This is a genomic window from Alteromonas sp. M12, from assembly GCF_037478005.1.
GTDB lineage: Bacteria > Pseudomonadota > Gammaproteobacteria > Enterobacterales > Alteromonadaceae > Aliiglaciecola > Aliiglaciecola lipolytica_A.
This window is the reverse complement of sequence record NZ_CP144164.1, coordinates 4,929,759-4,956,507: the sequence shown is the minus strand read 5'-3', so window position 1 is coordinate 4,956,507 and position 26,749 is coordinate 4,929,759. Positions and strand designations below refer to the sequence as shown.

Here is a 26,749-nt window from a genome sequence, read left to right as displayed (position 1 = left end):
GAATATGAATGACTGATAAATTCGCAACAAAACAGTTTATTGCCGAGATAGCAAAGCTAGGTCACCAGCAATCAACTAGTGTGCTCCAACTAAGGGGCCTGTTCTCATCTTTGTCCTTATGGAACGCTTGGCGATTGATGGCCCTCCGAGCTCAAGGTGAGCTAGCTTGGCTAGTTAGCTTCCTTCAGTACCGTATTCAGCAGACTACCAGTAAAGGGTGTTGTTCTGTGCTTTTGGTTCAGAGATTACAATGAAGCTTACAGGCAGGCGAACTGCTTACCTCATTTTGCTTGTTGTCATCGTTGTGTTGGGCGCATGGATGATGGTGCACAAACTACAGGGGCCTGAGTTGGCTGTATATCGTATCCAAAGTCAGCCATTGGTGCAGACTGTCGTTGCTACCGGGCGGGTTACGTCGGGATCGCGGGCGCAAGTGGGGGCACAAATCTCAGGCGTGATCGCTGAGCGTTTTGTTCGTGAAGGTGACGAGGTCCTAGCTGGCGACGTACTGGCGGTGTTACAAGACAATGAACAACTTGCTCGCGTCGGTGAAGCAAAAGCCGCCCTTGCTGAACTGCGTGAATCGAGTAAACCACAGGCCGATGTCACTTTGAAACGGGCTGAGGCGCGGTACGAGCAGTTCAGGCGCGAAGCGCAGCGTCGAAGGGATTTGCTAGAGCGTAAGCTAATTGCCCATGAAGCCGTTGAACAGGCGGTTGAACAGGAAACTGAGGCACGTGCAGCACTTGAACAAGCCAAGCTTGCTGCAGAAATGCTGACTGCTGGTTATCCTAGCGATGTTGCTGCTGCCGAGCGCCTAGCGGCTGCACGCGCAGCACTGGAAAAAACAATAGTGCGTGCCCAAGTGAGCGGTACTGTGTTAACTCGTAATGCTGAACCTGGCGACGTAGTGCAGCCGGGTCGCGTGCTGTTTGAGATTGCCCGTGCTGGCCAAACCGAACTGCTGGTGCCGGTGGATGAAAGGAATCTTTCGGCTTTGCGTCTGGGACAACCTGCCCTGTGTGTAACGGATGCCTATCCGGATAGTCCGTTTGCGGCTACCTTGAGTTTTATCTCGCCAGCGGTGGATCCACAGCGTGGCAGTGTTGATATCCGTTTACAATTGGCAGCGATTCCTGACTTTCTGCGTCAAGACATGACTGTCACAGCCAATATTGAAACCGGCCGTCGCGAGAGCGCCCTCGTCGTGCCTAACGATGTGCTTGATGACATTAATGGCAGTTCGGCATACGTTTGGAAAGTCACAAACGGTCGCTTGCAACGCGCAAAAGTGACGCTTGGTTTGCGCGGAATGGGGCGAACCGAGATTACCAGTGGATTGGCAAACGACGATCTGATTGTTGCAAACATAGACCCGTCGCTGGTGGATGGCAGTCGGGTGCGTGCTCGTGAAGATGATGTAATGCCGCTTACCAAGGAAACCGATGCATCTACCGCTCGCGAAACACCGGTTAAGTTCGAATGACAGGCATATGGACCGAATCGACAATCGCTATTAGGTTTTTGCGAGAAGGTCGTTCACAAAGTGCTTTAATTCTTATCGGCATTGGGGTTGGCGTTGCGGTTATCGTGTTTATCAACGCACTGATCACCGGGTTGCAAGACAACATCATTGATCGCACCTTGGGTACACAGTCGCATATCAGATTGTCGGCTCCTGATGAGGTAAACCACATTCTGTCGCTAGCTGATGCTGATGACAGCGTACAGCTAGTATTGGAAAGCAAGCGAGCGCAACGACTGCGCTCAATAAATAACTGGTTGCAGTTGCGTGATGTATTGGACACATTGCCAGAGGTGACGGCGGTATCACCGATTATTTCCGGGCCAGCATTTGCTCGTCGCGGTGAAGCCCTTGAATCGGTGGCACTGGTCGGCATAGACAGCGAGCGCTACCAGCGGATTCTACCCATCAGCGAAGACATTATTGAAGGGGTTTTCGAAGTAGGCGCTGGCAAAACAGTGATTGGCAAGCAACTGGCCATCGAACTAGGTGTTAGTGCCGGCGACAAGTTAAGGTTGCAGACTGGGCAAGGCGGCGACAGCGTGTTGAGTATTGCCGGGATTTTTGAGTTGGGTGTTCGTGAGCTCGATGCGCGCTATGTTTACCTAGATATGAGTCAGGCGCAGTCGCTGCTAAATCTGCCCGGAGCGGCAACCGTAATCGATATGACTGTCACCGATATTTTTCGTGCAGACATTACGGCGACGCGCATAAGCCGACTGACCGGTCAGAAAGTTGAAAGCTGGATGGAGACCAATGCGCAGTTGCTGAATGCACTGCAGAGTCAAAGCTTGTCGACAAATATGATCAGTATGTTTGTGGCGTTGAGCGTGGCGCTGGGAATTGCTAGCGTGCTCTCGGTAAGCGTTGTTCAGCGTACTCGCGAGATTGGCATCTTGCGCGCCATTGGTATCACACGTACACAAATGTTGCTTGTGTTCCTTATTCAGGGCGCACTGTTCGGGCTGTTTGGCTCACTACTGGGCGGCATTAGCGGTTATCTGCTGGTCTGGATTTTTAACACGTTCGGGCCGCGATTGTTTTTCATTCCGGTCGATCTCAACCTGCTGGTGGCCGCGAGCATGCTGGCAACCTTAACCGGAGTCATTTCAGCCTCCATTCCGGCGCACCGTGCCGCGCACCTCGATCCGGTGGAGGCTATTCGTCATGTCTGACGTCGGCACCTTTAATCAGCGCCAAGAGGTGTTGCGTCTAAAAGGGTTGAGGAAGAGTTACAACTTAGGTTTGCCGACTGAGGTAGAAGTGTTGCATCGGCTTGACCTTAGTCTTCAGCGCAGCGACTTCGCCGCGCTGATTGGAACATCCGGTTCAGGTAAAAGTACCTTGCTCAACCTGATTGGATTACTTGACACGCCAACCGCTGGAGAAATCGAGGTGTTGGGCGAAGCTACCCGCACCAGTGATGACAGTCGTCGTACAGCTTTGCGCAGCAGCAGGATCGGATTTGTATTTCAGTTCCACCATCTCATTCAGGCTTTCACGGCGCTCGAGAACGTCCTCATGCCGCTGATGGTCACCCATGGAAAGCCGAACGCCGAACAGCGCGAGCTGGGTCATAGTCTTCTTAACGAAGTGGGCCTAGCCGCTTACGCCGAACGCAAACCTGATCAGCTATCTGGCGGTCAGCAACAGCGCGTAGCTGTAGCGAGGGCACTGGTGACCCAACCTGCCCTGTTACTGGCAGACGAACCCACTGGGAATCTCGACAGCAAAAGCGCAGACGAGGTCTTCGCCTTATTTCGCATGTTCAATCAGAAATTTGGCTGCGCGGTGCTTTTGGTAACACATGATGCGAAACTGTCTGCTCAATGCGACCGCATAATAACCCTCGAAGACGGCAGAATCGCTAGTGACACCGGTGGCCGTGTTTGAGCTAATAAGTTGAAATAAATTATATATTTGAATTGCAAACCGCAATTGCGCTTCACAATGTCACTTATTAACTGTATGTATTCGGACTAACAATTCGCCAAACATTTGATGAACGGTTAGTGTAAGGCACTAGTTTTAAAGGAGTAAAGATTGAAGTATTTAATAACCTTGCTAATTATCGTAAGTTGTAACGCTCTAGCAAATGATGAACTCAAATCTATTTATTTTGCGTTTGAGTCAGATTTTATGAGCAATGATGCTGAGAAATATTCTGATTGGCTAACTGAGCAATATGAAATTGTTCAAACTATGCATATTCCGGGTATGGGTAAAGACAGTCGTAAAGTTACAGGAAAGCAGATGATTGGGTTGATGAAAAAAATGAATAAACCGAATTCTACTCCTCGCTCTACATTTGAGAATACCAGTATTCGTCTAATTGATAATACGGGGTTCTGCGCGACTTCTAGTACGCTCACAACAACAAAAGTTTCAGGCAAAGACTACGAAGAAAAAGAAACCAGAGAAGTATGTTTTCGTAAGTTAGACAGTGACTTTAAAGCGATTGAACACAAAATTGACGTTTACTACAAAAAACTATAAATCCATACAAGCGCTTTAAACTTGATTCTAAAGTAGTCATGTTTTTTGCGGAACAAAAGCCAGAGCGAGCTTTCTACACAATTTAAGCGGCGGCAATGAGTCATGGGGGATTATGCATTGAATGTTGGAATCTACATTTACGATGATGCTGAAGTACTAGATTTTTCTGGTCCTTTTGAAGTGTTTTCAACTGCCAACAGGTTATCTAATCCAGCAGGGTTGTTTAACGTGTTTTTAGTAGCCGAGGAAAGTCGCACTGTTAAGGCTAGAGGCGGATTTAAGGTTAATCCGCATTATTGTTTTAGCCATCATCCTGAAATTGACGTACTGATAGTTGTTGGCGGCATTCACACCCAAGAGTTGCTAAAATCGAAGGTTATTGATTGGGTTTCTACTACGTCAAAGAGCGCCAAAACGGTAGCGTCTGTTTGTACCGGAGCCTTTATTCTTGCGGAGGCCGGATTGTTATCCAATCTCAAAGTAACCACTCACTGGGAAGATATTGAAGATCTTCGGAGCTCATATTCAGACCTAACCGTTATCGAAAATCAACGGTGGGTAGATGAAGGCAAGGTGGTAACATCTGGTGGTATTTCCGCTGGCATTGATATGACCCTTCACTTAGTTTCAAAACTTGCTAGTTTAGATTTGGCAGAGAAAACAGCGAGGCAAATGGAATTTGACTGGCGTAAAATTATTTAGACACCCATGGAATTATCAAGACACCCATGATTGTTTAGGGGAACAACTCAGGCTGCAGATTCTTTCAGATTAACTTGGGACGGATATTCCACAAGAGCTGTTAGCGGGCGCTTAAGTTGGCGTTAGCAAACAAGAAGTTACTTAATGATTTTTATAAAAATGAGAATTTGATGCTAAACAAAATATTCATGTTATTTCTTGCTCTTATTCTAACCAGTTGTGTAGTTTTGCCTGAAATAGACCATTCAGAAAAGTATCAATGTGCGCTATCAACAGATAGAAAAATATTAAAATTAGTGAACTTGACTGATGGTGATACTAGCTTTTACCAATGGAATGATGAAATATTTGCAATACTATCTATTCCAACATCAGCAATTATTTCAGGTACATATGTCCTCGTTAATAACGTTTATCATATTGGCGAAAAGAAAATTAAATGTGGTTAACAAAATTAACATGACATCCATGATTATTTGGTAATTTTTTCTAGATGTTCTAGGCTTACAGTTACTCAACAACCATGGATGGTTAGTTATGCCTCAGTCACGAAAATCTCAAATTAGTCTTATTGATACGCCCTATTACCATTGCGTCTCCCGTTGTGTTCGTCGCTCGTTTTTGTGCGGTGAAGATGAATTTACGGGGCAAAGTTATGAACATAGGCGAGGCTGGGTCGAGCAACGTTTACTCAATTTGAGTGCTGTTTTTGCTATTGATGTGTGTGCTTATGCTGTCATGAGTAATCACACACATATTGTAGTCTGTGTTGATAAAGAAGCAGCCGATAACTGGTCGTTAAAAGAAGTGGCTTATCGTTGGCATCAATTACATAAAGGCACATTACTTACCCAACGATTTTTGCGTGACGAATCACTGAGTCAAAGTGAGCAAATCACATTGAATGAAACGATTAATATTTATCGTCAACGTTTGTACGACATTAGTTGGTTCATGCGCAGTCTGAATGAATACATAGCCCGCGAGGCGAATAAAGAAGATGACTGCACAGGTCGATTTTGGGAGGGACGGTTTAAATCTCAAGCATTATTAGATGAGTCGGCCGTGCTAGCTTGCATGGCCTACGTGGATTTAAATCCAATTCGAGCCAAAATCGAAAAAAAAACGCCAGAAACCTCAAAACACACCAGTATCCAAAAGCGTATCCAGGCCTGTATTAAAGGAGAGCAACCCAAAAACTTGATGGGGTTTGTGGGTAACCATAGACAAGGTATGCCTAGAGGCATTGCCTTCTCTCTCATAGATTACTGTAAATTAGTCGATTGCACAGGCAGAAGTATTCGAGAAGATAAAGCCGGTTACATCGAACACCAGCATAGCCCTATTTTAGAACGCCTTGGCCTTAATTCAGAGCAATGGATAACGCTTACCACAGAGTTTGAACAGCACTTTCATACAGCGGTAGGCAGTGAGCATATGATGCAACAATTTAAACAACATACCGGCCATCAACGAATACGAGGGATAACAAAGGCCAAAGCATTATTACAACAAGCCTAAACAATTTAGCAGCCAAATTTGTTTTAATCCTCCTACTCGATGGACGATTCTTGCTGTCTGTAATATGAATTAAATCAGAGATATAGCTACATAAAGCCACAACAATTCCAAACTTCCCCCCACTTTCTTATCAAAGCCCAAAAGCGCCATATTCACATCACTTTTTCGCTCTGAATTGGTTTGGATTAAAGGGGCTTAATAGTTTGGATGTCTTAATCGGCATTAGGCACTTTATTTTGGGTGTCTTAATAGACACTTCTTAATAGTTACTTGAGGTTGGGGCATTGACGCAATTTTGATGCTTCAAACTGCCAATAAATCGATAAAGTAATACGTCACTCTTGCATATCAGCAAAGGGTTAATGCACCTGTTTTCACTGTGTTACCCATTAAAGTCGCTATGTCAAAAATGGACTATACTTAATTTCCCTTAATATGAGATTTTTAACGATATTAGTTGTCATTGCACTTAACCCAACTAGTTGCTTTCGTTTATTTAAATTCAGGATCGAAAATATTATCTAAATAAAAAAGGAGATAGAGATGCAACGACGGGAATTTTTGAATAGTTTAGGTTTTGGGATTGGAGCGAGTATGTTGGCCCCTGGAGCTGTGCTAGCACATTCTTCAAGCACTGATATGGGTGTTTCAACAGTTCGAACCGGTGATTGGCGTGCATTGCGAAAATTGTTTCCACTGACTCACGACTACATACAGTTATCGACTTTTTTGTTGGCTTCGCACCCAAAGCCTGTAGCTGATGCTATCGAAAAACATCGACGATCTTTTGATGAAAACCCTTCTGATTACTGGCACGAAAACTTCCTAACTATCGATAGTGAAATTTCAAATAGTGCGGCTCAATATATGGGCGGTAAAGGGGAGAATATCGCCCTAACCGACAGTACCACTATGGGGCTTGCCATGGTTTACAGTGGATTAAAGTTACAAGCCGGTGAAGAAATTTTGCAAACAGTTCATGATCATTATTCAACGGATATGTCATTGGTTCATAGGGCGAATCGAAGCGGTATTAAAATCCAGCGTATTGCTCTTTATGATAATCCAGCAAAAGTGAATGTTAAGGAAGTTGTTGCCCGCTTAAAAGAAGCAATAAATGTTAACACCCGAGTTTTTGCCGCCACATGGGTTCATTCGTCGACCGGCGTTAAACTCCCTATACGAGAAATGGCCGATGAGATTGCTCGAATTAATAAAACGCGTAAGTCAGCTCAACAAATCTTATTTTGTGTGGACGGAGTTCATGGATTTGGGATTGAAAATCAAGATGTGAGCGAACTTGGCTGTGATTTTTTCATTGCTGGTACGCATAAATGGATTTTTGGTCCTAGAGGAACTGGTGTTATTTGGGGAAACGATAAAGCTTGGGATCAGGCTGAAGCGGTTATTCCTAGCTTTAGTGCATCGTACGATGTTTGGATGGGATTGGTGAAACCAGGAAATGTGCCAGTGGGCGAACACATGTCACCGGGTGGTTTCCACTCGTTTGAGCACCGCTGGGCGTTACCCGAGGCCTTTAAATTGCATTTGCAATTAGGCAAAGAAAATGTACAAAACCGCATCCATCAATTAAACCAGCAAACCAAAGTCGGACTAGCAAAAATGCCTCATGTTACCTTGTATACACCTGAGAGTAGCGCGCTTTCATCGGGTTTAGTCTGCTTTGACGTAGATGGAATAGATCCTGAAACAGTAGTAAAAAGAATGCATAAAAAAGGCATAATCATGAGTAGTACTCCTTATCGGAAAAGCTACGCCCGATTTGCACCTTCATTACTTAATAATGAACAAGAAATTGAAACAGCCTTGGCTGAAATTAGTGCTATGGGATGAAAAACTTCTTTTAAAAATAAAGAAAAAATAAAGAAGACACCCATCTTTAGTAATTTTTATTACGCAGTAGATTTATATAAAAATTAACAAAGTGCTTTACCTCTATATCACCTCTGAAGGCGCTTTATTTTCAAAGTGTACATATTGTTTTTTATTTTGGTAATAATGGGTGTCTTAATAAGTACTATCCAAATAGTCCTGCAAGGTGGGCAGTTCTTGCTGCCAATAATATGCGTTAAATCTGATATATATCTAAATAAAGACATAGCAATTCAAAAACCTCCGAAAACTTTAAATTCAAACCCCAAATTAACAATATTCACATGATTCTACCGTTCTGAATAAACCAGAAAATGAGGACTTATTACTATGGGTGTCATAGTAAGAAAATATTAAATTCAAACCCCAAATTAGCAACATTCACATTATTCTACCGTTCTGAATAAACCAGCGAATGAGGGCTCATTACTATGGGTGTCTCAGTAAGAAAATGATGGGTGTCATGGTAAAAGAATGGGTGTCTCAAAAATTAGTGACATTTGTCATCGTGAATGAATGACAAAACACACTGACCTAATTTTTGCTATAGGGATAAAGTTAAACCTCAAACAAATTTGGGGAACAACAATGAAAATAACGAAAATTTTGGCTTTATCACTATGTTTAATTAGCTCAGTTAGTTCAGGCTATGTCAGCGCACAAAGCAGCAAATCGTCAGTTAAAATTACTCATCAATATGAAGCATTTAATGCAGTGGTATCCGGAGCGGGTAAGCCTATCATTTTGATTCCTGGGGTCTCTTCTTCCGCTGCTGTATGGACAGATACTATTAAGCACTTTTCTGATCGTTATCAACTTCATGCCCTTACTTTAGCTGGATTTGCTGGGGTAAAAGCCGCCGCACCAGAAACCGTTGGCGCTAACTATCTTGAATTTCAAAAGAATGCGATTTTAGACTATATCCGCACAAATAAATTAGAAGACGTTGTGATTGTCGGTCACTCTCTTGGCGGAACTTTAGCTTTGTGGTTGGCAACAGAAAAACATCCTCAAATATCAGCAATTGTGAATGTTGATGGACTACCAGCACTTGGGGCTTTATTTGCTAATCAGCAAGCACCAAGTGGCGAAACACCACGTTCATTTGATCCTAAAATCATGGTCAAATCGATGGCGAATAATGAAGCTTGGCACTCACAAATGCTAAATGAGATGATGACTTCAGACCCAATGACATCGGGACGGGCATTCGGTGAATTGATGCAATTAGATCTCAGAGATAAGCTCAATGAAATAGAACGCCCCGTGCTTACAATTGGCGCACCGGCACAAGCAGCGCCTTATGTAAGTTATGCTGCTACAAAAAACAATTACGTCACGCAACTGGCTAATATTCCGGAAGAATTTAAGCACATGGCCTATGCCCCAACCGCTAAGCACTTCGTGATGGCTGACGAACCTGAGTGGATGCTCAGTCAAATTGAGTTGTTTCTTAAATCGAATTTATGATTTTAACCCGCAACACCAACACACTAAGTTAAGTCCTTAGTGTGTTGTTTTGAATTGTAAATCACTTCACTTACGAGGCGCTCGTGCTCAAATCAACAAGTTTTCTGTGCATTTCGAGACCGATAAAAAGTATGTTATGTTTATTCTCACAGCGCTCTTTTTAGGTGTTATTGATAAACCATCGGGTGTAGGCATATAGCGCAACCAAGTAAATTAGATATCAACACCTAAAAAAGTAGGCTCAAGGGAAGTTACAATATTTATAAGGAGATTCGATGAAACATATTTTTTGTGCTGTACTCATTATTATTGTTAGCGGCTGCGCAAGCATAAAAAGAGATTATGTATTTGATGGCTCAACAATTGAATCAACGAAGCAGGGAATTTTGTACGTAAGCAAACGTCTAAAACGTGCAGAGGAAGTTGAGTTTCTAATGGCTTTGATGGCGATACAGTTTTCAGATGTCAAAAGTTTTTATGACATAGAGGGAGACCCTACAATGACTAACGAAATCAACTATTTCATTATTGGTAAAAAAATTGACGGATTAAATTACAACGAAGTATTAGAGTTGGCAAAATCCTCACCAACAAAAGTTAGTTTGTTTTCAAAATAACTATAATAAGGCAAAACATTGGTTGCCTCCGCCGCTTAGATACCAATCTTTTTGTGTTTTAAAACATTAGGTGCTCAAGGGAAAATGGAATTTTCGATAGATTCATCAGTTTCAGCTAACTCGCTCAGGTTCACTCATCCTGAGCATGATTATTTTATCGTCCATTCATCTGGAGTTGCTTATGCATCCGTTCGCGTTTGCACATATACAGATGAAAAGGGGCTGCTAAATTTTTTAAATGAGTTGGCTGCATTTAACAAACCATGGAAATCAGCTCGTAAATGGGAGTCCATAGAAAGTCAGTTTAGTCTCTCTGCAATTTGCTCATCTGTTGGAGAGGTTTGTTTTTCTTTCCAGCTAAAAGGTATGCTTGGACATCCAGAAGAGTGGCAATTAAGGTCAAGTATCTTAGTTGATTTCGGACAATTGCCACATTTAGCGACCCAAGCTGATCGTTTTTTCAATCATGTTCCGACTCAATAAAAGTATCAAATATGCTTTGCTTATCAGCGGGAAACGCATGCGGTTTTACCCGTCATTGTGAGGGTTAGGGGTAGCATGAAATATCTTTTTCCATTAGCAACAATTCTACCATTTCCTGCATTTGCCGAAGTTTCGGATAAAATGCCAAGTCTTATAGAGATACTTTTCACTGGCGTTGGAATTTTTATAGTCGCTATTGCAGTTAGTTTTATTCGATGGTGGCTGAGTGCAATATTCATTTTTGTTGGTGCTTTGTACTCGATAGGTCTTATATCCTTGTGGCAAGATATACAAATGCGCAATGCCTTACTTGATGAGCAAGGTTGGTACTATTTTGCTGTTTTAGGTATAGAGCAATTTTTAATTTATGCAGGTGGATTAGGTGGTATTTATTTTGGGCATAAAGGCAAAACCAATAAACTTGTTCCCTAGGCCTAATATTGGCGGCATGCAGCCTGTTTCCAATAAATACTGCCAGCAAGCTTATCTTAAAATTGTGGGGCCCTATGTGGCAAAGATATAATGAAGTCTGAGAAACCAACCATCATGGGAATGGCAGAGTTTTCACCTTCTGCAAAATGTCCAAAATGTCAGTTAATTATGTATCTTGGGAATAGGTGTCCTCACTGTGAACATTTGTTAAGTCATGCTGAGCAAAAAGCACAAAAAGAGTTTTGGATAAAAGTAAGAAATCGCGGTTATAAAAAAGGTTTTATTTTCTTTACTCTATTTTTTCTGATTTTTTGCTTAGTTTATAATTTTTAAACCAAAAGACATTACTCTTTTTGCTTCTACTATTTGTTTCGGCAATTTATTAAATCTTGAGATGATTTTGAAAACAACGTTTCTTATCTCTATATTATTTTTACTCTTGACGAGTATAGTGAATACTACCCTTGAACCGTCGATACTTATCCAATTTATCCAATTATTAAAGTCAAAACGTCAAGCAAGCTTTGGATGTATCTCATCCTGCGGTATCTATGCTTCATGAAAGTACCCAAATTATTGTTTCTGTTTCATATGTAATTGAAATTGCGACTAAAAATCCTAATCTCCACATTCCATACATCGACGAAACGTTTATTTTAAAACCCAATTGCGAGGTGTCGGTTCGCCATTAACAAACATAGGGTTTTTACAAAAAGATTTGGCAGAACTTGACGACAAGGAACTCCAGATAGCGATAAACCTTTATGGGGTGATTTATTATGCTTTCCAGGAGACTTTATTCATTATCTAAAGCGATAGTTATAATGAATGATGAAATAATCTCCAAAAGTACAGTTACGTTACAAATAGGTGTAGAACCTCAACCTAAGGACGATTATAGTAAAGTGCATAAACTTAAATTCATCAGTAATGGAATACTTGTATATGAGTTGTGTTGGTTGGATAAATAGGTCATCTAACAATTGCATCGGCTTGCACCCGTCACTTCGTTCAGTCTTATAGCTAGCATGTATTAGTCTACACTTAGTGATTTTGTGACAAGTCTTTAGCAGTCCTGCATAAATTGACGTCAGCGCAGACACACTAACTATCAGTATCAATTTCTAAGGCCGAGCTATGTCAGTCGGCCAATTTGAGAGCGATCTTCATAGAAAATTATACTTTCTCGCAAACGAATTGAAATTTAAGCCTTTTAACAACGAATTACTTTGGAGACAAGCGGTCTTGGAGAGCACTATATATACCGAAATAAATCGGCAAAACCTGATCGGTAGTCTTTGGATGGTTGCGGCTATGGGCGCATTCGCTATTGAGGACGCATTTGTTAAAGTGGCGACCAAAACGCTTCCAATTGGCGAGGTGCTTATCCTGTTCGGTCTGGGTGGCATGTTGATTTATATGGGGATGCTATACGTTAAACGTGAGCCTCTTTTTATCCCAGACGTTTTATCGCGCTCAATGTTAATACGCGTAGGCTTCGAGATAACCGGACGTATTTTTTACGTACTTGCCATCGTTTTAATTCCACTATCTACGGCTACGGTAATCTTACAAGCAACACCTCTTGTTGTGGTTGCCGGTGCTGCAATGATCTTTGGTGAAAAAGTGGGGTGGCACCGTTGGTTAGCCATTATTATGGGGCTTCTAGGGGTGATAATAATCGTTCAACCCGGTACTGATGGATTCTCTGAGTTATCTTTGCTTGCGATAATCGGAATGATCGGTTTTGCTGGTCGTGATCTCGCTAGTAGGGCTGCCCCTGTGACTATTGGAACATCACTGCTTGGTTTCTATGGATTCTTGTCGGTAGCCGTGTCTGGGTTGCTATACTCCGTTTGGGCCGATGCACCTTTTGTTGTTCCTCAAAGCGAAGCATCACTGGCTCTTGTGGGCTGCATCGTGGTCGGTGCGCTAGCTTATTCTTGTTTGATGAAAGCCATGAAAACGGGGGAAGTATCCGCTGTGACTCCCTTTAGGTACGTCCGACTTCTGTTTGGTATAGCCATGGGCATTTTGCTGTTCGGTGAAGTACTGACACCTGCGATACTTCTCGGCTCGATTTTAATTGTTATGTCCGGTCTTTTTATTATCTGGCGAGGTAAGCGTCGCACACTCGCTATCCACGAAAGCAATTAACCCTGGTGTGCAACCGCTATTCGCGATGCGCTATGGTAAAGATAATTTCAATATTGGATAACGTTATAGTATTCCAGATGATTTAAACTCATGGGCTAACGACAAATAATATGATGCATAACAAGGACATTCTGTTGATTTCTTTCGCGCGTTGGGACGCATATTCTTGGGCTGATTATGACTAAAGATCAATATGTAAGCCCTGAAAATTGCCCGTTATGTAATAAACCGAATTATTGCGCTAATTTATCAAATAGCAATAAGCCCTGTTGGTGCATGGAGGAGGATATTCGCTTTCCAGAAAAGCTATTCACCCAGCTGGTAGATGCTGCTATAAATAAAGCCTGTATCTGCAAAGCCTGTGCACTTAAGCATAAAGACGAGCACTAGCAAGACAAGTTGTATTTTGAAATCTCCGAATGTTGAAAAGCGACGAATTAACTGTTGTTAACAAAGTGAAAGTAATAAAGAGCCATATCGTGTTTGCAGAGAAAACTTGCTGGCAGCACTCATCCAGAAAGTCTAAAGTAAATTAAGCTTTGTAAGGCATGCTAACAGCTGCTTTTTATTACTGAGTACTGTGTTATCGAAAATAAGGAGGTATTGATGAGCAACAAACATAACGGCTCTTGTCTTTGCGGTAGCGTAAAGTATGAGCTTTGCGGTGAATTCCAGTCGTTCTTTTTATGTTATTGCAGCCGCTGTCAGAAGGATACAGGTTCTGCCCATGCAGCCAACCTGTTTGCTAAATCCAGCACGCTAACTTGGCTACAAGGTGAAAACGAAGTTGTCAGTTATCAACACCCAAATACATTACATCAGAAGAGTTTCTGTAAAATTTGTGGTTCGGCGGTCCCAACGATTAGTCAAGAAATTGATAGCATAGTCGTTCCTGCAGGTAGTCTTGATGGCCCTGTTGCAATTTTTCCTACCGCTAAAATATTTGTGGGTAGTTGCGCAAATTGGGTAACAAATTTGAGTAATGTTACGAGCTTCGAAAAATTGCCGGGGCAATCTGACAATTAAAGACATAACAATTTGCGTAGCTGTTACCTCACCATGTTAAGCAAGTTTAGGAAACTCTGCGTAAGTTTTAGCAAAAGCTTGCTTTGCTTCAATGTGCTTTTTGCGTAACTATAGCTTTGCATGCTAATAAATCGCGTTTTATATCTGGGAGACTTTAGTGAAAACTTCGTTTTTTTTACTTTTATTTGTGGCTTTATTTTCCAGCGCAACAGAGTTAAACATTGATATCGATAAAGGATTCTTAGGTGCAAAATGGCTTTCGTCTAAAGATAAGGTCATTGAAGTTTTAGGGGAGCCCAATGGTTCTTTTAGAATAAATAAACATAGGGAATTTTTGTTCTACGGTAAAAACATTGGACTTTTGATTTCTCGAAATCAATTGCGGGAAATTGTGATTGGGCAGATATTCTCCCATCATTACTACGACATGCCAGTGATTATGAATAATAAATTTAACGCTTCAGAGCTGACCATAAATAATGAAATATTTATCGAACAACCTTTCAAACAAGTTGAGAAAGCTTTGAATATTTCGTTAGGAAACCCAGGTTACAACGTTATAACGGGTACGGATGATGTCACTATTAAATTAAGTTTTAGTGGAACAAATTTTAATGGCATTGAGTCGTCCTTTAAATTGAATGAAATGAGAGTGACCTATCAATTGTGATATACCAAATCAATCAAGTGCAGCCAAACGGAAAATGGCGCATTGGGCCTGATTCGTGGTCACGTTTAGGCAATAAGTTTGTATCGATAAACCCAGTATTATGCTCAACAGAATTTACTTAAATGGCTGAACCAGACGCATTGAAAATCATGTCATTTGCTAGCCCGCAAGAACTCCGCCAGTGGCTACACTTGAAGCATGCAACTGAAAGTGAGTTGTGGGTAAATATATTCAAGAAAAACAGCGGAATTCAGAGTGTTACTTGGAATGATGTGGTCATGGAAATTTTATGTTGGGGTTGGATTGACGGTGTCAAAAAATCAATTGATGGGCAATCTTACCTTCAGCGAATCACGCCCAGAACCCCTCGAAGCAATTGGTCTAAAAGGAACACTGAGCATGTTGAACGACTGATAAACGAAGGTCGAATGATGGAACCTGGGCTGGTCCATGTTCGTGCTGCCAAAGCTGATGGGCGTTGGGAGAATGCGTATGTGGCAAGTGAAATGGAAGTGCCGGAAGATTTTATAGCTGCACTAGAACATCAGCCTATCGCCAAAGCGTTTTTTGAAACCCTTAATAAATCAAATCGTTATGTTATCGCCTATGGCCTAACAAGTGCGAAGAAAGCCGAAACTAGACAAAGACGATTTCACAAATACATGACGATGCTTGCCCAGAAGGAAAAGCCTCTTTGAGTTGCATTGGGCAGCTGAAACAGACACAAAACAAATAACTGCGTTCGCTTCGCCGATGATTTTAAGCAACTATAATTAGCCGTTTAACATGGCTTTATACACTAAGGGAAAAGCTTTGAGTAAATTCGTAATCTTTGGTAATTCAGGCTCTGGTAAGTCAACTTTAGCGAAAGAATTAGCGTTGAGTAACCATTTAGCCCATTTAGATCTTGATACCGTGGCGTGGAAACCTATTATGCCACCAGAGCGACTGCCTATTTTAGAATCCAGTAAATTGATAAATGAATTTTTAGTTGCGAATAGTGGTTGGGTTATTGAAGGTTGTTATTCGGATTTGCTAGCACTGGTAACTCAACAAGCGGATGAAGTGATTTTTCTCAATTTACCCGTCTCTGCTTGCATCGAAAATGCAAAAAACCGTCCATGGGAGCCGCATAAATATGAGTCCAAAGAAGCGCAAGATAAGAATTTAGAAATGCTAATCAATTGGATTTCGCAATATACTGTTCGTACAGATAGCTTTTCGAAAGCGGCCCATGAAAAGTTATTTACAGACTTCCAAGGGAAAAAAACAATGTATGTGTCGAACGACCAACGCCGCGAAAAGTAACAGCTAACACATTGCCTTTAATAAGATTTAATCATGGTTTTCATTTTGATTATGACAGTACGCTTAACTTGAGTTGTTTGTTCATACAGTAAGCCTCTCAAATTATCTAAGAAGTTTATTATCGCGATAATAAGCTTGGGCTTTATTGTCCATGGCGCTTAGAATAATTCGATTTTGTTAAACGGCTCAACCCACTCCTATCGGTTATTTCATTTTTCCAAAATAAGCACAGTGAACTACCGTTAAAGGTTTATTATCGGTAAATTATATCTAGCTAACAGTGGCTCTTTCAGCAATGTAGCCTGCTAGTTATCTCGATTCAAATGACTACTCGTTGTTTTTATCTCAAGGTGACGAAGACCCTATTGTCCCAGTTGAGATGAGTCGTGACTTTGTGGCTCAGCTGGAAAAATGGATCTTGTATTTGCATATTATGAGGTCAAGGGAGGAACAAATAGCTAAGTCGTTCAACCCTAACCAGTCGAAAGTTGTTTTTTCATCGGAACTGAAATTCTTAAAAAAAAGTCCGGATAAGTATTGCGTTAGTTGGTACTTACCAATGATTTTGTAAGTTATTTTACTCTCTGAGCTTGGTCCAACATTTCATATTATGTCTGTTCGAAAAAATATACGGCTAAATTCATAACGGCGATAAATAACTAACGGACAACTCAAGTATATAGAGGTGCTAACCCTAATACTGCCTAAGCAAGCTACATAACCTGCTGTAGTTATATACTTAAATCTAGCAAGTTGTAATCCTTCAGCTTTGTAAGTGTATCTGGCTGCCAGCTAAAATCAGTGCTTGAATCTGCAAGAGGCTTATAACAATATGGTGTTTCATGGGGGTATTGAGCTCGTCGCGCCTCAATTGCATACCCTATCGCTTGTGCGCGCTTTTCAATCATAGCAGTATCATAAACAACCGCCTCACTGTGTATTCCAGCTCCTTTCACATTCAGTACTGATGAACGTTTATGAAACCCAAAGTTAATTGTAATACGCGGCTCAAAGCCGGTATTGGCAAATGATCCATGTACCAATTGACGATTACAAATCACGACATCACCAGCATTACAAATAATAGGTACTGCGTCAGGTAAGCGCTCGCTGCCAGCGTCTTCGACCATCTGCTTAATGTTTTGTCGGCCTAAAAGATGGGAGCCTGGTACTACCCAAACGCCGTTTACTGCGGTGCTGCCATAAGCTTGAGCCATAAAATTAAAACCGTGGATTTGGCCATCAAAATCAGGGTTATCCCAATGGGTATCACCATCTTGGTGCCATGATACTGCGGCGCCTAACCCCGGTTCCTTAATAAATAAACATTCATGAAACGGTGTGAAGTCTTCGCCATTAATCGCTTGGGCCACTTTTAATAACTCGGGGTGAGCATAAGCGCGCAAACAGGCCTGTGAAAATTGTAATGAGCCTAATAATACAAAAGGTGACTCTTTTGGTGCATCTTTTGCTGCACTAGGTTCAAATAGTTTGACTTGATGGCGTCCATTGGCGATGGGGGTACCTCCAAGTGGATCTCCGAGAGGTTTGGCCCACAACAAGTTCGGAGCCTTACAGTCTGCTCCAAGGGCTGGCTCCCCTTCGGCATTGACTTTAGCGTTGCTATTAATGGCAAAGCGCTGTTTCAACTGGGCTAAGTCTTGCTCAATGTCGCTTAATTCTTGTTTATCTAGCACGTTTTCAAAGATATAAAAACCGTATTTGAGATACGCCTTAAGGATCTCACCGTTTAGCTGTCCGTCTTCATCAAACAATATTGGTCCTCGGTTGGGTAGTTCAACGGCTTTTTGTTGGCCATTGATCAAGTATTGGCGCATAGCGTCAGCGTCATTACCATAGTGGGCCGCGCAGGCTTCAATTGAATCGCTAATGTCTGTGATCATAGTATCTCCCTCATATGTAAATAATTCGTTAACGCACATATTCTTAACTTTTTGTAAATTTTATTCAACATAAAATTTAATGTGTGTTAAAATTTACTTAATGAAATGCAAGAGTCAGATGTAATGAAACCAGTTAGAGTGCAAGGCGGGGTGGCAACTCGTACTGCCAATAAATTGAAACGCAAGCAGACTATCCTTAATACTGCCAGAGACATTATTGCCAGTGGTGGTTATGCGTCATTTACCCTAGCTGAATTAGCAAACCAGGCGAATGTAACTGTACCGACCATACACAATTTGATTGGCAACAAGTCTGAGGTGCTCAAACAGTTGGTGGTGGATATGGTAGACCGTACGGAACAGGTGTTATTTTCCAGCGTGTTTAACGATCCAATTTCTGCCGTTGAGTCATTCACTGACAACCTGATGTCGCTTTATCAAGATGATGAAGCGTTTTATAAAGCTGCATTTGTGATTGGTGAGCAAGAGTCCATGTTCGAGCATGGCCATGCTGGTGGTATTTTCAAAAAATCTCTTAAACTGGCTTATCAAGTATGCATTGACGCAAAAGAACATGGCTTTCTGATTGGAAACATCAATAGTGAATTACTTGCTGATAGGCTGTTTGCCAATCAACGTATTGCTCGCTACGACTGGATGCATGGCTATATTGATTTGGCTGAATACCGTCGACAAATGATTTGCGGCATGTTGTTAACCTTTACCGCAGATGCAACCGAGGAATATCGTCCGGTGTTGGTGGCAAAAATTAGTGAAGTATTCGCACAAAGTTCAGTACAACGATAAATAGTTACGCAACATATGAAGCGGTTAATTGTAGCTATTAGGTAAATGGCAAATACTACCGAATGTAGTTGAGGGAAATCGAGATGAAGAATAGTCAGGCCATTGGTTTTTTACGAGGGGTTTTCCCCGTGGTACCCACGCCATTGCAACATGATGAATCAATCGACCTAATAGGTCTTAGTCGCTGTCTGAAGTTCTATCTAGACTCCCCCACCGCTGGAGTAACTGTGCTTGGCAGTGGTGGCGAACTACCTTATTTAAGTGATGCTGAACAACTAGCCGTAGTCAAACATACTTATCAATGTGTGAATAAAACCAAGCCGGTTATTGTTGGTGTAAATGCGTTTAGTGTGCATCAAGCTCTGGATAAAATTACCGCTTATCAAGGTATGGCTGACGTGGTTATGGTGTTATTTACCGACTATTACAAACATGATTTTTCAGCCCTTAAAAGTGCCTTAAAAGCGGTAGTTGAAAGCAGTCCTATACCTGTTTTGTATTATCATTTTCCGCAAGTATCAGGTCTGTTCCTTAACTATTATCAGCTTATCGAGCTTTTGAACGATACCGGTGTTGTGGGCATAAAAGACAGTGCCTTGCATCTCAAAAGTGCGAAGAAGGTATTGCAGTATTGTGGTTATAGCGCCTATTTTTCGGGGCTAAGTTTATTATTACCTGAACTGATGGGGGTGGGGGCTTCAGGGGCGATTTGTCCAATTGGATCTATTGCACCAAAACTTACAACAGCATTATTTGACCATTGTGTTAACGGGGATGAAAAAGCACAGCATATCACCCAAAAAAAATTAATTCATTTGTTGCCTATTGTGAATAACCTCAGTATTGAACCGGCACGACAATTTAGATTGCTGCGTTTTGTAACTGGTTTTCCAGTGAATTTACTGAAGCATGCATCGAGTCCGCAAGCGGCTAGTAAAGAAGCGTTGCGATTATTAGGGCTTGATATTACAGCTAAGGTAAGGCGACCATTGCCAGCACTTGAAGCGCAATCGAGCAGCAGAATTCAGCAACTCCTGAAACAAGCACAACTTGTCGCTCAAACATGACCAGCATGTATAAAGTAATTTCAAATTGATTTTGAGCCGCTATTCGTTTTTGCACACCGTTTCACTGGTCATAGGGTCTATATGAAAACAAATGCCGCTATGGTTTTAGACACAGGTTTATCTCGTGAGATAAGTTGTGTTTTAGTACATGTTTTAACTATCCATAACTAAACTGTTTAGCGACGGGTCATATGCAAAAAGGATTTCAAATGCAAAGAAATAACTTACTCATTATTGCAGGCTGCTTAAGCTTTTTCGCAGCGCTGTTGCATCTTGCTTGTATCTTTGGCGGGCCTGATTGGTATCGTTTTTTTGGTGCAGGTGAAAGAATGGCCCAAATGGCAGCTGCGGGAGACACCTATCCCACAATTGCTACCTTAGTTATTGCTTCCATTCTTTTCGTTTGGGGGCTTTACGCTTTCTCTGGCGCTGGTTTAGTCTTTAAATTACCGCTTTTAAAAACATCCTTAGTGTTAATCACTGCTGTATATTTGATTCGTGGTATTGCTGGTTTGCTACTGCCTTTTGTGACATCAGATCCAGTGGTTCATCAAAACTCAATCGCTTTTTGGTTAGTTAGTTCAAGCGTTTGCTGTGTCTATGGTGTTTATTATTTGCTGGGTACAAAGCGATTGTGGCGGTAGTGCGCAGTTTTGTGCCGATTCTGCAATTCAGTGAATTAACGAATACTTTTTCGCTTTGTTATTAGCGTGCCGCTTTTTCAAATTTACTTCGCTTATATACATTCATATCAGATGAGTTCATCAACAGCTGTTCAAACAGATATTTAACAATAGTTGCACTTTTCTGCCAGTTTGGCTTAGTCTATCGGTTGATTTTTGTACAGTGCTATTGTGCTGCCAGTTATAGCTGAAAAATCGCGATAATGAGGTCAAGTGGCCGATTGTCAAATAAGTGCTGCGAACATCAGCCCTTAGCTTTGCTGCATTGGGCGCTAGTTTTAGCCTACTGGATTGTGAAGCAAATACGGATGTAAATACGTGAATAAGGAAAGTTGAAATATGACAATAAAAATAATTGGTGCTGGTATGGGCAGAACTGGTACTGCGTCGTTAAAAGTGGCACTTGAAACCTTGGGTCTTGGGCAGTGCTACCATATGACTGAAGTACTAAAGAATCCTAAAACTGCAACAGATTGGATCAATGCGGCTGAAGGAAATGCCGACTGGGACAAAATTTTCAATGGATATACTGCAACCGTTGATAATCCGGGATGTAATTATTGGAAAGAACTTGCTGACTATTACCCTCAAGGGAAAGTTATCTTGACCGTTCGTGACGCAGACAAATGGTTTGAATCTACCAGTGAGACTATTCATTCGAGTGCCTTTGCCGGTTTCATTAAAAATAGTCCGTTTGGGGAAATGGTACAAAAAACGGTTTGGGATATCATGGAAAACCGCATGGATGATAGAAAATACATGATCGATTTTTTCAATAATCGCACAGCTGAAATTATTGACTATATTGCTCCAGAACGGTTGCTTGTATACAAGGTAAGTGAAGGCTGGGAACCACTTTGTAATTTCCTTGATATTCCAGTGCCAGACACTAAGTTTCCTCGTATAAACAGTCGAGATGAGACTAAACAGGTATTAGAAAATTTGCTTGCCAGCACTGGGGATGAAGAGGCAATGGTTGCGGCCGGCCATGCAGTGCATAAAGATTGATCTTGAAGTGACAAACAATTCCACCTACTTAATCTGCTAAAAACAGTAATAGGCTGTTATGTTACTTTTAGTAAATACAGGTAACCAATGTTTGAATGGTTACCTGATTATCTTAGTTTTGCCCTGCTATCACTCCGCCATCAACATCCCAAATTGCACCAGTAACCCAACTGGTTTCATCACTTTAGTAAAAAGTTAACTGTTTTGGCGATTGTTTAGTGCAAACATACATCAAGTTGCTTTACTGCTTATCTATTGTGAATTCGCCGTTATCCACTGCATTCGTCGCTGAACACTGCGCGATCACGACCTTCACTTTTAGCTATATAAAGGGCTTCATCTGCGCGCTGCAACCAAGTGTCTTCCGTGGAATCAGGTAGCCAAGACGCGACACCAAAGGACACTGTTATTTCTTTGCCATCTGGGGTTTTTAACGCATTCTTAATTGCCTGTCTGAGGTTGTTAATAAAGGTATGATGTTGATCATTTATTTGTGAAATTAGTAACACAAACTCTTCTCCGCCGAACCGATAAAGCCGATCATATTGACGAATGTGGGTTCTGGTAATAGCAACAAAACTTTTTAAAACTTCGTCGCCAACTGCATGACCGTATTTATCGTTCACCGTCTTGAAGTAATCTAAATCTAGGATCACCAATAATGGCTTGGCACCAGTGCGCTCTGAATTTGAAATGGCTGCTTTTATATCTGCGCTCATGGCTCTACGATTAAATGCACCGGTTAGCGCATCAACCGTATTCAGGGTTTCGAGTAAACGAAATTGTTTTGCACTATGACTGGCATACACAAAGGTACTTAGTGACAGCATCAAAATGGTGACAATATAAGAGTCGAGTGAAACAGTGGCTAAAATGTCAGATAGAGCCACGATAGACGCGCCTGCAACTATATTAACACCAAAGGCTTCAACAGGTTTTAGCAGCATAAACGTACTTGCGAACACAGGGTAAACCCATAAAAAGCTATCAATCCCATTTGCTCTCACAATGGCTACAACACCGGCATTAATAAATACGGCTAACACCGCGCTTACCATGCGGATTTTTTTAGAGTAAAACGCATAGGCAACAAAGGCGATCATACCCAGTACCAGAGCCATATCTATGACTGCAGCGGTAACATTGCCTTCAAAATAACGAATCACCGCAAATGGAAAAACCCCCAATATTGCTACAGTAGCCAGTAACAACAATAATGACAGTTGATATTTTTGCTGTAGCTGATTAATCATAAGCTTACTCGCAGTAAAACCACAGATTATGCCTATCAGTTTGCAGGGTTTACAAGCATGAAAATTTTAATATTTGTTATTTTGGATATAATCAACCTAGTTTGATTTTAAAAGAAATCGTGAGTGGGGTAAGGGTTAAAATTCTTGCTGGGAAAGTATCAGTTATTATATCTCGAGCAATTTAATCGGACTGAAAAGAGCGCCCGACACCCTCGGCATTAAGATATTTACCCTCGCTAATTGATCTATCCAACTAATTTTTCGTCGCATTTTTACAATTAACAAAGCTTCATCCCAAATGTCCCGTTTTCACATAAATTAATGCACCGTCTTGTTTAGTAAATGGAGTATGGCGGCTTAAGTGAGGGCTTCGTATCCAAGAGCCTTTAGGATAGCTGCCATGTTCGTCATGGAAGGTGCCGTCTAAAACGAAAATTTCTTCACCTCCCCAATGTTGATGACTGTTAAATTGGGTATTCGGTGCCCACTTAACTAAAGCAACTTGTTCAGTTCCAAATTGATGTAAAGGCATGACAGTCAGTCCATCGACAAGCCCTTGATGCCATGGTTGGGAAGGAGTATGAATCACCTTTTGTGAGTCATCGGTTTGCTCAAATTGATGCAGTTTGACAAAGATAACTGCGCCTTCTTTTCCAATTTTAGGTGTATGTGAGGTTCCTATCGGGTTACGCACATATGAGCCTTGGGGATAATCTTGATGTTCATCTGCAAAAACGCCGTCGAGCACAAAAAACTCTTCTCCACCAGAGTGAGTGTGTGCTGAAAACTCACTAAATGGAGAATACCTTACAATAGAGGTGGCCCTAGCCACCTCATCGCCAATCCGGTCTAACATCATACGCTCGACACCTCGCATCGGCGATTCAACCCATTGATAATCTTGCGGACGAATCACAATACGTTGTTCAAAATCTGCGTTAATACGAGTCGTCATATTGACTTCCTACTTTGGCTCTCAGTTTATTTTCTGTCGATGTTTAGGTTGCTATCTACACCCTCAATAGCAAGTATCTAACTCAGGCTAATAGTTGAAACAGCTCAGCTAAAGGCGAGATTATACAAGCTCTTGTTGAATCTGTGTGATTTGCTTTAATGGAATTGCGCTGTCGCTGTGGATTTTGGCGTCAATGAAATCAACATATAACATTAATAACAGCCATCTCTGTAACCCCGTCAATCGCCAGATATTTCGTGGTTTTCATGTTCGATGAAATAATTTCGACTATAATCTTAAAATCTAGGGTTATGCTACTACAACGAATCACAATTCACTTTTCGCGGTACTGATTGGATTTAATGCTGTTATTGATAATCGCTAGCTTGGTCGTTAAGGCTTTAATTTGGAGGGCGCTAGCCACTTGTTTGATTTAAGAGTCATTCTCTCACTTTTAAGTGCCTTACTGCTTTGGAGCTGTACGGTTGCACAAACCACTGCATCGCCAGTTATTGACGTTCATCTTCACGCTGCTCCCAGCAGTACTGCATCCCGATGGTATTCACTTGCAACGAACGAGACAGCCGATGCGGCTCAAACGCGCTACCTGCTCGATACCTTGAATGTTCATTCCATCGTTCGAGCCGTTATCGGCGGTTCTCCTGCTGACGTTGAGCGAATTCGTAGTGCTGACCCTACTCGTTTGATAGGCAGTGTGGCATTTCCTTGTTCAGATGGGGTAGATCCAAATCTATCCCCTTGTTTTGAAAATGGTGGCGATTGGCCGGATCTAGATTGGCTGCGTCAAGAGGCTGAGGCGGGCAGAATCGGCGCAATTGGAGAGCTGTATAACGTGTATGCAGGCATTGCCCCGAATGATATTCGGATGTGGCCATATTATGCTCTTGCGGCTAAATATAATCTGATGGTACTGGTGCACGCCGATGCAGGACCACCTCCGGAAGGCCGTGTTGCCGGATGTTGCGCGGACTTTGATGAAAGCTTAGCGTTTCCAGCACTTTACGAGCCAATTCTTGCTCGGCACCCTCAACTTCGTTTAGTTCTGTATCACGTATTTCGCCCTGATTTTGTTCAGCAAGCCTTGGCGTTGTTAGATAAGTACCCAAATGTGATGGTAGAGACATCACCAATGACCTTGGTTCCCACTCCTCTAATTCATAGCGCCATCAAAACCTTTGTTCAAGCAGGCCATGAAGACAGGATCGTTTTTGGTTCTGATTATTGGGGCGCGATTACGGGGAGTATTGAGGTGATTGAGTCCGCTCCTTTTTTGTCTGAAAAGCAGAAACGCGCGATTCTTCACGACAACGCTGCTAGATTCTTGTCTATCGACAAAAAGCACTAAGGCTTGGATCAAACCGCTTACGCTGAGATGCTGCTGAACTATCTAACAAAGGTTCAAATCAACGATAAAATCTGTCATTCCTATTACTTTGGTAAAGGCTGCACTCGTTAAGTATGCAACTTAGGATAGAGTTAGGGTGTAAACTTGGTAATCAGTATTTGAGCTGAAATATGCGCATTCTAGAAAGTGGAAGTTAAGCAATGAAGACTGCAATTGTGATAGGGGCGACAGGATTAGTCGGCAAAAATTTGGTTGACCGATTAGCGGCAGATGAGCGCGTTGAACGGGTTGTTGCTGTTACGCGGCGTCCCATTGAATATCAATCTAACAAAATTGTTAATCAAGTCGTCAACTTTGACGAGCTAGAAAAATACGCTGATGTTTTTACCGGTGATGTTCTGTTTTCATGCCTTGGCACAACCGCGCAGCAAGCCGGTTCTGTTCAGAAACAACGGAAAGTTGATTTTGAATATCAGTATCAAGCCGCAAAAATATCCGCTGAAAATGGTGTCAGTCACTATATTCTTGTTTCATCTAGCGGTGCTAACGGGAAAAGCATCAGTCCTTATCTAAAGATGAAAGGTGAATTAGAAGACGCTGTTTGTTTATTACCTTTCAAACGAGTAAGTATAGTGCAACCGTCACTGCTCATTGGCGAGCGAGAAAGTTTTCGTTTAGGTGAAACCTTGGCAAGTTGGATTCTTCCCCCTTTATGCATGCTGCCATTCTTTAAACGGTATCGTCCCATTTCTGGTGATGAGGTGGCTAAAAAAATGCTTTCAATTAGTCTGTCTTCAGGAAATGCTGTACAGATATATCGACTTGATGCGCTTTTTAGTTGATTATTTACACACAACTAACGCGCAAAAAAGTCACACTCTAAAGAAAGAGTAATCCGTCATAAATCTGGAGAGCATAATGAAAGTTATTTTATTACTGATCGTGTTTTTAAGTGGTTGTGTCGCGACTCCCCAAAAAACCGAAGCAAAGGTTGAACCTGCCATGCAATTGGGGAACTTTTCTGTCAGTCTTGCTGTTAAAGATATAGCGGTATCCCGAGCGTTTTACGAAAAACTAGGGTTCACAGTGCGTGGTGGGGATCAAGCGCAAAACTGGCTGGTCCTTCAGAATGAAAGCACAATCATCGGTTTATTTCAGGACATGTTCGAACAGAATATTCTAACTTTTAATCCCGGTTGGGATAATGATGGAAAGCAATTACCAGAATACAAAGATGTTCGTGAGTTACAAAAAATTATCAAAGCAAAGGGCATTAAATTGCTTAGTGAAGCTGACGAATCAACATCTGGGCCAGCCTATTTTATGCTAGAAGATCCGGATGGAAATCAAATTCTTATAGATCAGCATGTGCCGGCATTAGACTAAAAATTGGATTTAACATTTAC

The 26,749-nt window shown here is 41.8% G+C and carries 29 protein-coding genes; 26 read left to right on the top strand and 3 right to left on the bottom strand.

What is annotated here, in order from left to right; all coding sequences use genetic code 11:
* Window positions 1-250 precede the first annotated feature (250 nt).
* The 19 genes from VUI23_RS21355 (at window position 251) to VUI23_RS21265 (ending at window position 16,300) form a co-directional block, all read left to right on the top strand.
* A complete protein-coding gene (locus tag VUI23_RS21355; RefSeq protein WP_342806020.1) occupies window positions 251-1,486 on the top strand; it encodes an efflux RND transporter periplasmic adaptor subunit in 1,236 nt (411 codons plus the stop codon).
* Complete coding sequence (locus VUI23_RS21350) at window positions 1,483-2,700, top strand: ABC transporter permease (protein WP_342806018.1); 1,218 nt, start codon at window positions 1,483-1,485, stop codon at window positions 2,698-2,700. The genes VUI23_RS21355 and VUI23_RS21350 overlap by 4 nt, the downstream gene beginning before the upstream one ends.
* The gene (locus tag VUI23_RS21345; RefSeq protein ID WP_342806016.1) at window positions 2,693-3,418 is read left to right on the top strand and encodes an ABC transporter ATP-binding protein; all 726 of its coding nucleotides are present in this window, start codon (window positions 2,693-2,695) and stop codon (window positions 3,416-3,418) included. Before VUI23_RS21350 ends, VUI23_RS21345 begins: the two co-directional genes overlap by 8 nt.
* A gap of 150 nt (window positions 3,419-3,568) precedes the next feature.
* The gene (locus VUI23_RS21340) at window positions 3,569-4,021 is read left to right on the top strand and encodes a hypothetical protein (protein ID WP_342806014.1); all 453 of its coding nucleotides are present in this window, start codon (window positions 3,569-3,571) and stop codon (window positions 4,019-4,021) included.
* A gap of 117 nt (window positions 4,022-4,138) precedes the next feature.
* Entirely contained in the window at window positions 4,139-4,723 is a 585-nt protein-coding gene (locus tag VUI23_RS21335; RefSeq protein WP_342806012.1) for a DJ-1/PfpI family protein, read from the top strand.
* Between the two features lie 116 nt (window positions 4,724-4,839).
* Complete coding sequence (locus VUI23_RS21330) at window positions 4,840-5,172, top strand: hypothetical protein (RefSeq protein WP_303502447.1); 333 nt, start codon at window positions 4,840-4,842, stop codon at window positions 5,170-5,172.
* An 88-nt stretch (window positions 5,173-5,260) separates the two neighbouring features.
* A complete protein-coding gene (locus VUI23_RS21325) occupies window positions 5,261-6,244 on the top strand; it encodes a transposase (protein ID WP_342806010.1) in 984 nt (327 codons plus the stop codon).
* A 543-nt stretch (window positions 6,245-6,787) separates the two neighbouring features.
* Window positions 6,788-8,098 carry an aminotransferase class V-fold PLP-dependent enzyme gene (locus VUI23_RS21320; protein WP_342806008.1) on the top strand — a complete coding sequence of 437 codons (1,311 nt, stop codon included), beginning with the start codon at window positions 6,788-6,790 and terminating at the stop codon, window positions 8,096-8,098.
* Window positions 8,099-8,725: 627 nt separating this feature from the next.
* The gene (locus VUI23_RS21315) at window positions 8,726-9,607 is read left to right on the top strand and encodes an alpha/beta hydrolase (protein WP_342806006.1); all 882 of its coding nucleotides are present in this window, start codon (window positions 8,726-8,728) and stop codon (window positions 9,605-9,607) included.
* Window positions 9,608-9,882: 275 nt separating this feature from the next.
* The gene (locus VUI23_RS21310; RefSeq protein WP_216047670.1) at window positions 9,883-10,224 is read left to right on the top strand and encodes a DUF6694 family lipoprotein; all 342 of its coding nucleotides are present in this window, start codon (window positions 9,883-9,885) and stop codon (window positions 10,222-10,224) included.
* Window positions 10,225-10,308: 84 nt separating this feature from the next.
* Window positions 10,309-10,707: a DUF6228 family protein gene (locus VUI23_RS21305; RefSeq protein WP_342806004.1), complete on the top strand. Its 399-nt coding sequence runs from the start codon at window positions 10,309-10,311 to the stop codon at window positions 10,705-10,707.
* Window positions 10,708-10,782: 75 nt separating this feature from the next.
* Entirely contained in the window at window positions 10,783-11,139 is a 357-nt protein-coding gene (locus VUI23_RS21300) for a hypothetical protein (RefSeq protein WP_342806002.1), read from the top strand.
* A gap of 90 nt (window positions 11,140-11,229) precedes the next feature.
* Window positions 11,230-11,472, top strand: coding sequence for a hypothetical protein (locus tag VUI23_RS21295; protein WP_216047673.1), 243 nt, complete (start codon window positions 11,230-11,232; stop codon window positions 11,470-11,472).
* Between the two features lie 912 nt (window positions 11,473-12,384).
* On the top strand, window positions 12,385-13,296 hold the full coding sequence (locus VUI23_RS21290; RefSeq protein ID WP_342806000.1) for a DMT family transporter: 912 nt from the start codon (window positions 12,385-12,387) through the stop codon (window positions 13,294-13,296).
* A gap of 177 nt (window positions 13,297-13,473) precedes the next feature.
* On the top strand, window positions 13,474-13,686 hold the full coding sequence (locus tag VUI23_RS21285; RefSeq protein WP_216047675.1) for a cysteine-rich CWC family protein: 213 nt from the start codon (window positions 13,474-13,476) through the stop codon (window positions 13,684-13,686).
* Window positions 13,687-13,902: 216 nt separating this feature from the next.
* The gene (locus VUI23_RS21280; RefSeq protein WP_303501639.1) at window positions 13,903-14,322 is read left to right on the top strand and encodes a GFA family protein; all 420 of its coding nucleotides are present in this window, start codon (window positions 13,903-13,905) and stop codon (window positions 14,320-14,322) included.
* A gap of 157 nt (window positions 14,323-14,479) precedes the next feature.
* The gene (locus tag VUI23_RS21275; protein WP_342805998.1) at window positions 14,480-14,992 is read left to right on the top strand and encodes a hypothetical protein; all 513 of its coding nucleotides are present in this window, start codon (window positions 14,480-14,482) and stop codon (window positions 14,990-14,992) included.
* Window positions 14,993-15,114: 122 nt separating this feature from the next.
* A complete protein-coding gene (locus VUI23_RS21270) occupies window positions 15,115-15,690 on the top strand; it encodes a YdeI/OmpD-associated family protein (protein WP_303501641.1) in 576 nt (191 codons plus the stop codon).
* 115 nt (window positions 15,691-15,805) lie between these two features.
* Window positions 15,806-16,300 carry an AAA family ATPase gene (locus tag VUI23_RS21265; RefSeq protein ID WP_342805996.1) on the top strand — a complete coding sequence of 165 codons (495 nt, stop codon included), beginning with the start codon at window positions 15,806-15,808 and terminating at the stop codon, window positions 16,298-16,300.
* A gap of 731 nt (window positions 16,301-17,031) precedes the next feature.
* On the opposite strand, the gene VUI23_RS21260 is transcribed toward VUI23_RS21265, so the two are convergent.
* Window positions 17,032-18,204 carry a phytanoyl-CoA dioxygenase family protein gene (locus VUI23_RS21260; RefSeq protein WP_342805994.1) on the bottom strand — a complete coding sequence of 391 codons (1,173 nt, stop codon included), beginning with the start codon at window positions 18,202-18,204 and terminating at the stop codon, window positions 17,032-17,034.
* Between the two features lie 123 nt (window positions 18,205-18,327).
* Between VUI23_RS21260 and VUI23_RS21255 the strand changes: the two genes are divergently transcribed.
* The 4 genes from VUI23_RS21255 to VUI23_RS21240 all read left to right on the top strand — a co-directional run bounded on the left by VUI23_RS21255 (window position 18,328) and on the right by VUI23_RS21240 (window position 21,769).
* The gene (locus tag VUI23_RS21255) at window positions 18,328-19,011 is read left to right on the top strand and encodes a TetR/AcrR family transcriptional regulator (protein WP_342805992.1); all 684 of its coding nucleotides are present in this window, start codon (window positions 18,328-18,330) and stop codon (window positions 19,009-19,011) included.
* 83 nt (window positions 19,012-19,094) lie between these two features.
* On the top strand, window positions 19,095-20,078 hold the full coding sequence (locus VUI23_RS21250) for a dihydrodipicolinate synthase family protein (RefSeq protein ID WP_342805990.1): 984 nt from the start codon (window positions 19,095-19,097) through the stop codon (window positions 20,076-20,078).
* Window positions 20,079-20,287: 209 nt separating this feature from the next.
* Entirely contained in the window at window positions 20,288-20,722 is a 435-nt protein-coding gene (locus VUI23_RS21245; protein WP_216047680.1) for a hypothetical protein, read from the top strand.
* Window positions 20,723-21,100: 378 nt separating this feature from the next.
* Window positions 21,101-21,769, top strand: coding sequence for a sulfotransferase family protein (locus tag VUI23_RS21240; protein WP_342805988.1), 669 nt, complete (start codon window positions 21,101-21,103; stop codon window positions 21,767-21,769).
* 269 nt (window positions 21,770-22,038) lie between these two features.
* Here VUI23_RS21240 and VUI23_RS21235 read toward each other — a convergent pair whose 3' ends face one another.
* A complete protein-coding gene (locus VUI23_RS21235) occupies window positions 22,039-23,022 on the bottom strand; it encodes a GGDEF domain-containing protein (protein WP_342805986.1) in 984 nt (327 codons plus the stop codon).
* A gap of 289 nt (window positions 23,023-23,311) precedes the next feature.
* The gene (locus VUI23_RS21230) at window positions 23,312-23,977 is read right to left on the bottom strand and encodes a cupin domain-containing protein (protein WP_342805984.1); all 666 of its coding nucleotides are present in this window, start codon (window positions 23,975-23,977) and stop codon (window positions 23,312-23,314) included.
* A 424-nt stretch (window positions 23,978-24,401) separates the two neighbouring features.
* On the opposite strand from VUI23_RS21230, the gene VUI23_RS21225 reads away from it, so the two are divergent.
* From VUI23_RS21225 to VUI23_RS21215, 3 genes are all read left to right on the top strand, one after another.
* Complete coding sequence (locus tag VUI23_RS21225) at window positions 24,402-25,343, top strand: amidohydrolase family protein (protein ID WP_342805982.1); 942 nt, start codon at window positions 24,402-24,404, stop codon at window positions 25,341-25,343.
* 200 nt (window positions 25,344-25,543) lie between these two features.
* Window positions 25,544-26,185, top strand: a complete 642-nt coding sequence (locus tag VUI23_RS21220; protein ID WP_342805980.1) for an NAD(P)H-binding protein — start codon at window positions 25,544-25,546, stop codon at window positions 26,183-26,185.
* 76 nt (window positions 26,186-26,261) lie between these two features.
* Entirely contained in the window at window positions 26,262-26,729 is a 468-nt protein-coding gene (locus tag VUI23_RS21215; RefSeq protein WP_342805978.1) for a VOC family protein, read from the top strand.
* Window positions 26,730-26,749 lie beyond the last annotated feature (20 nt).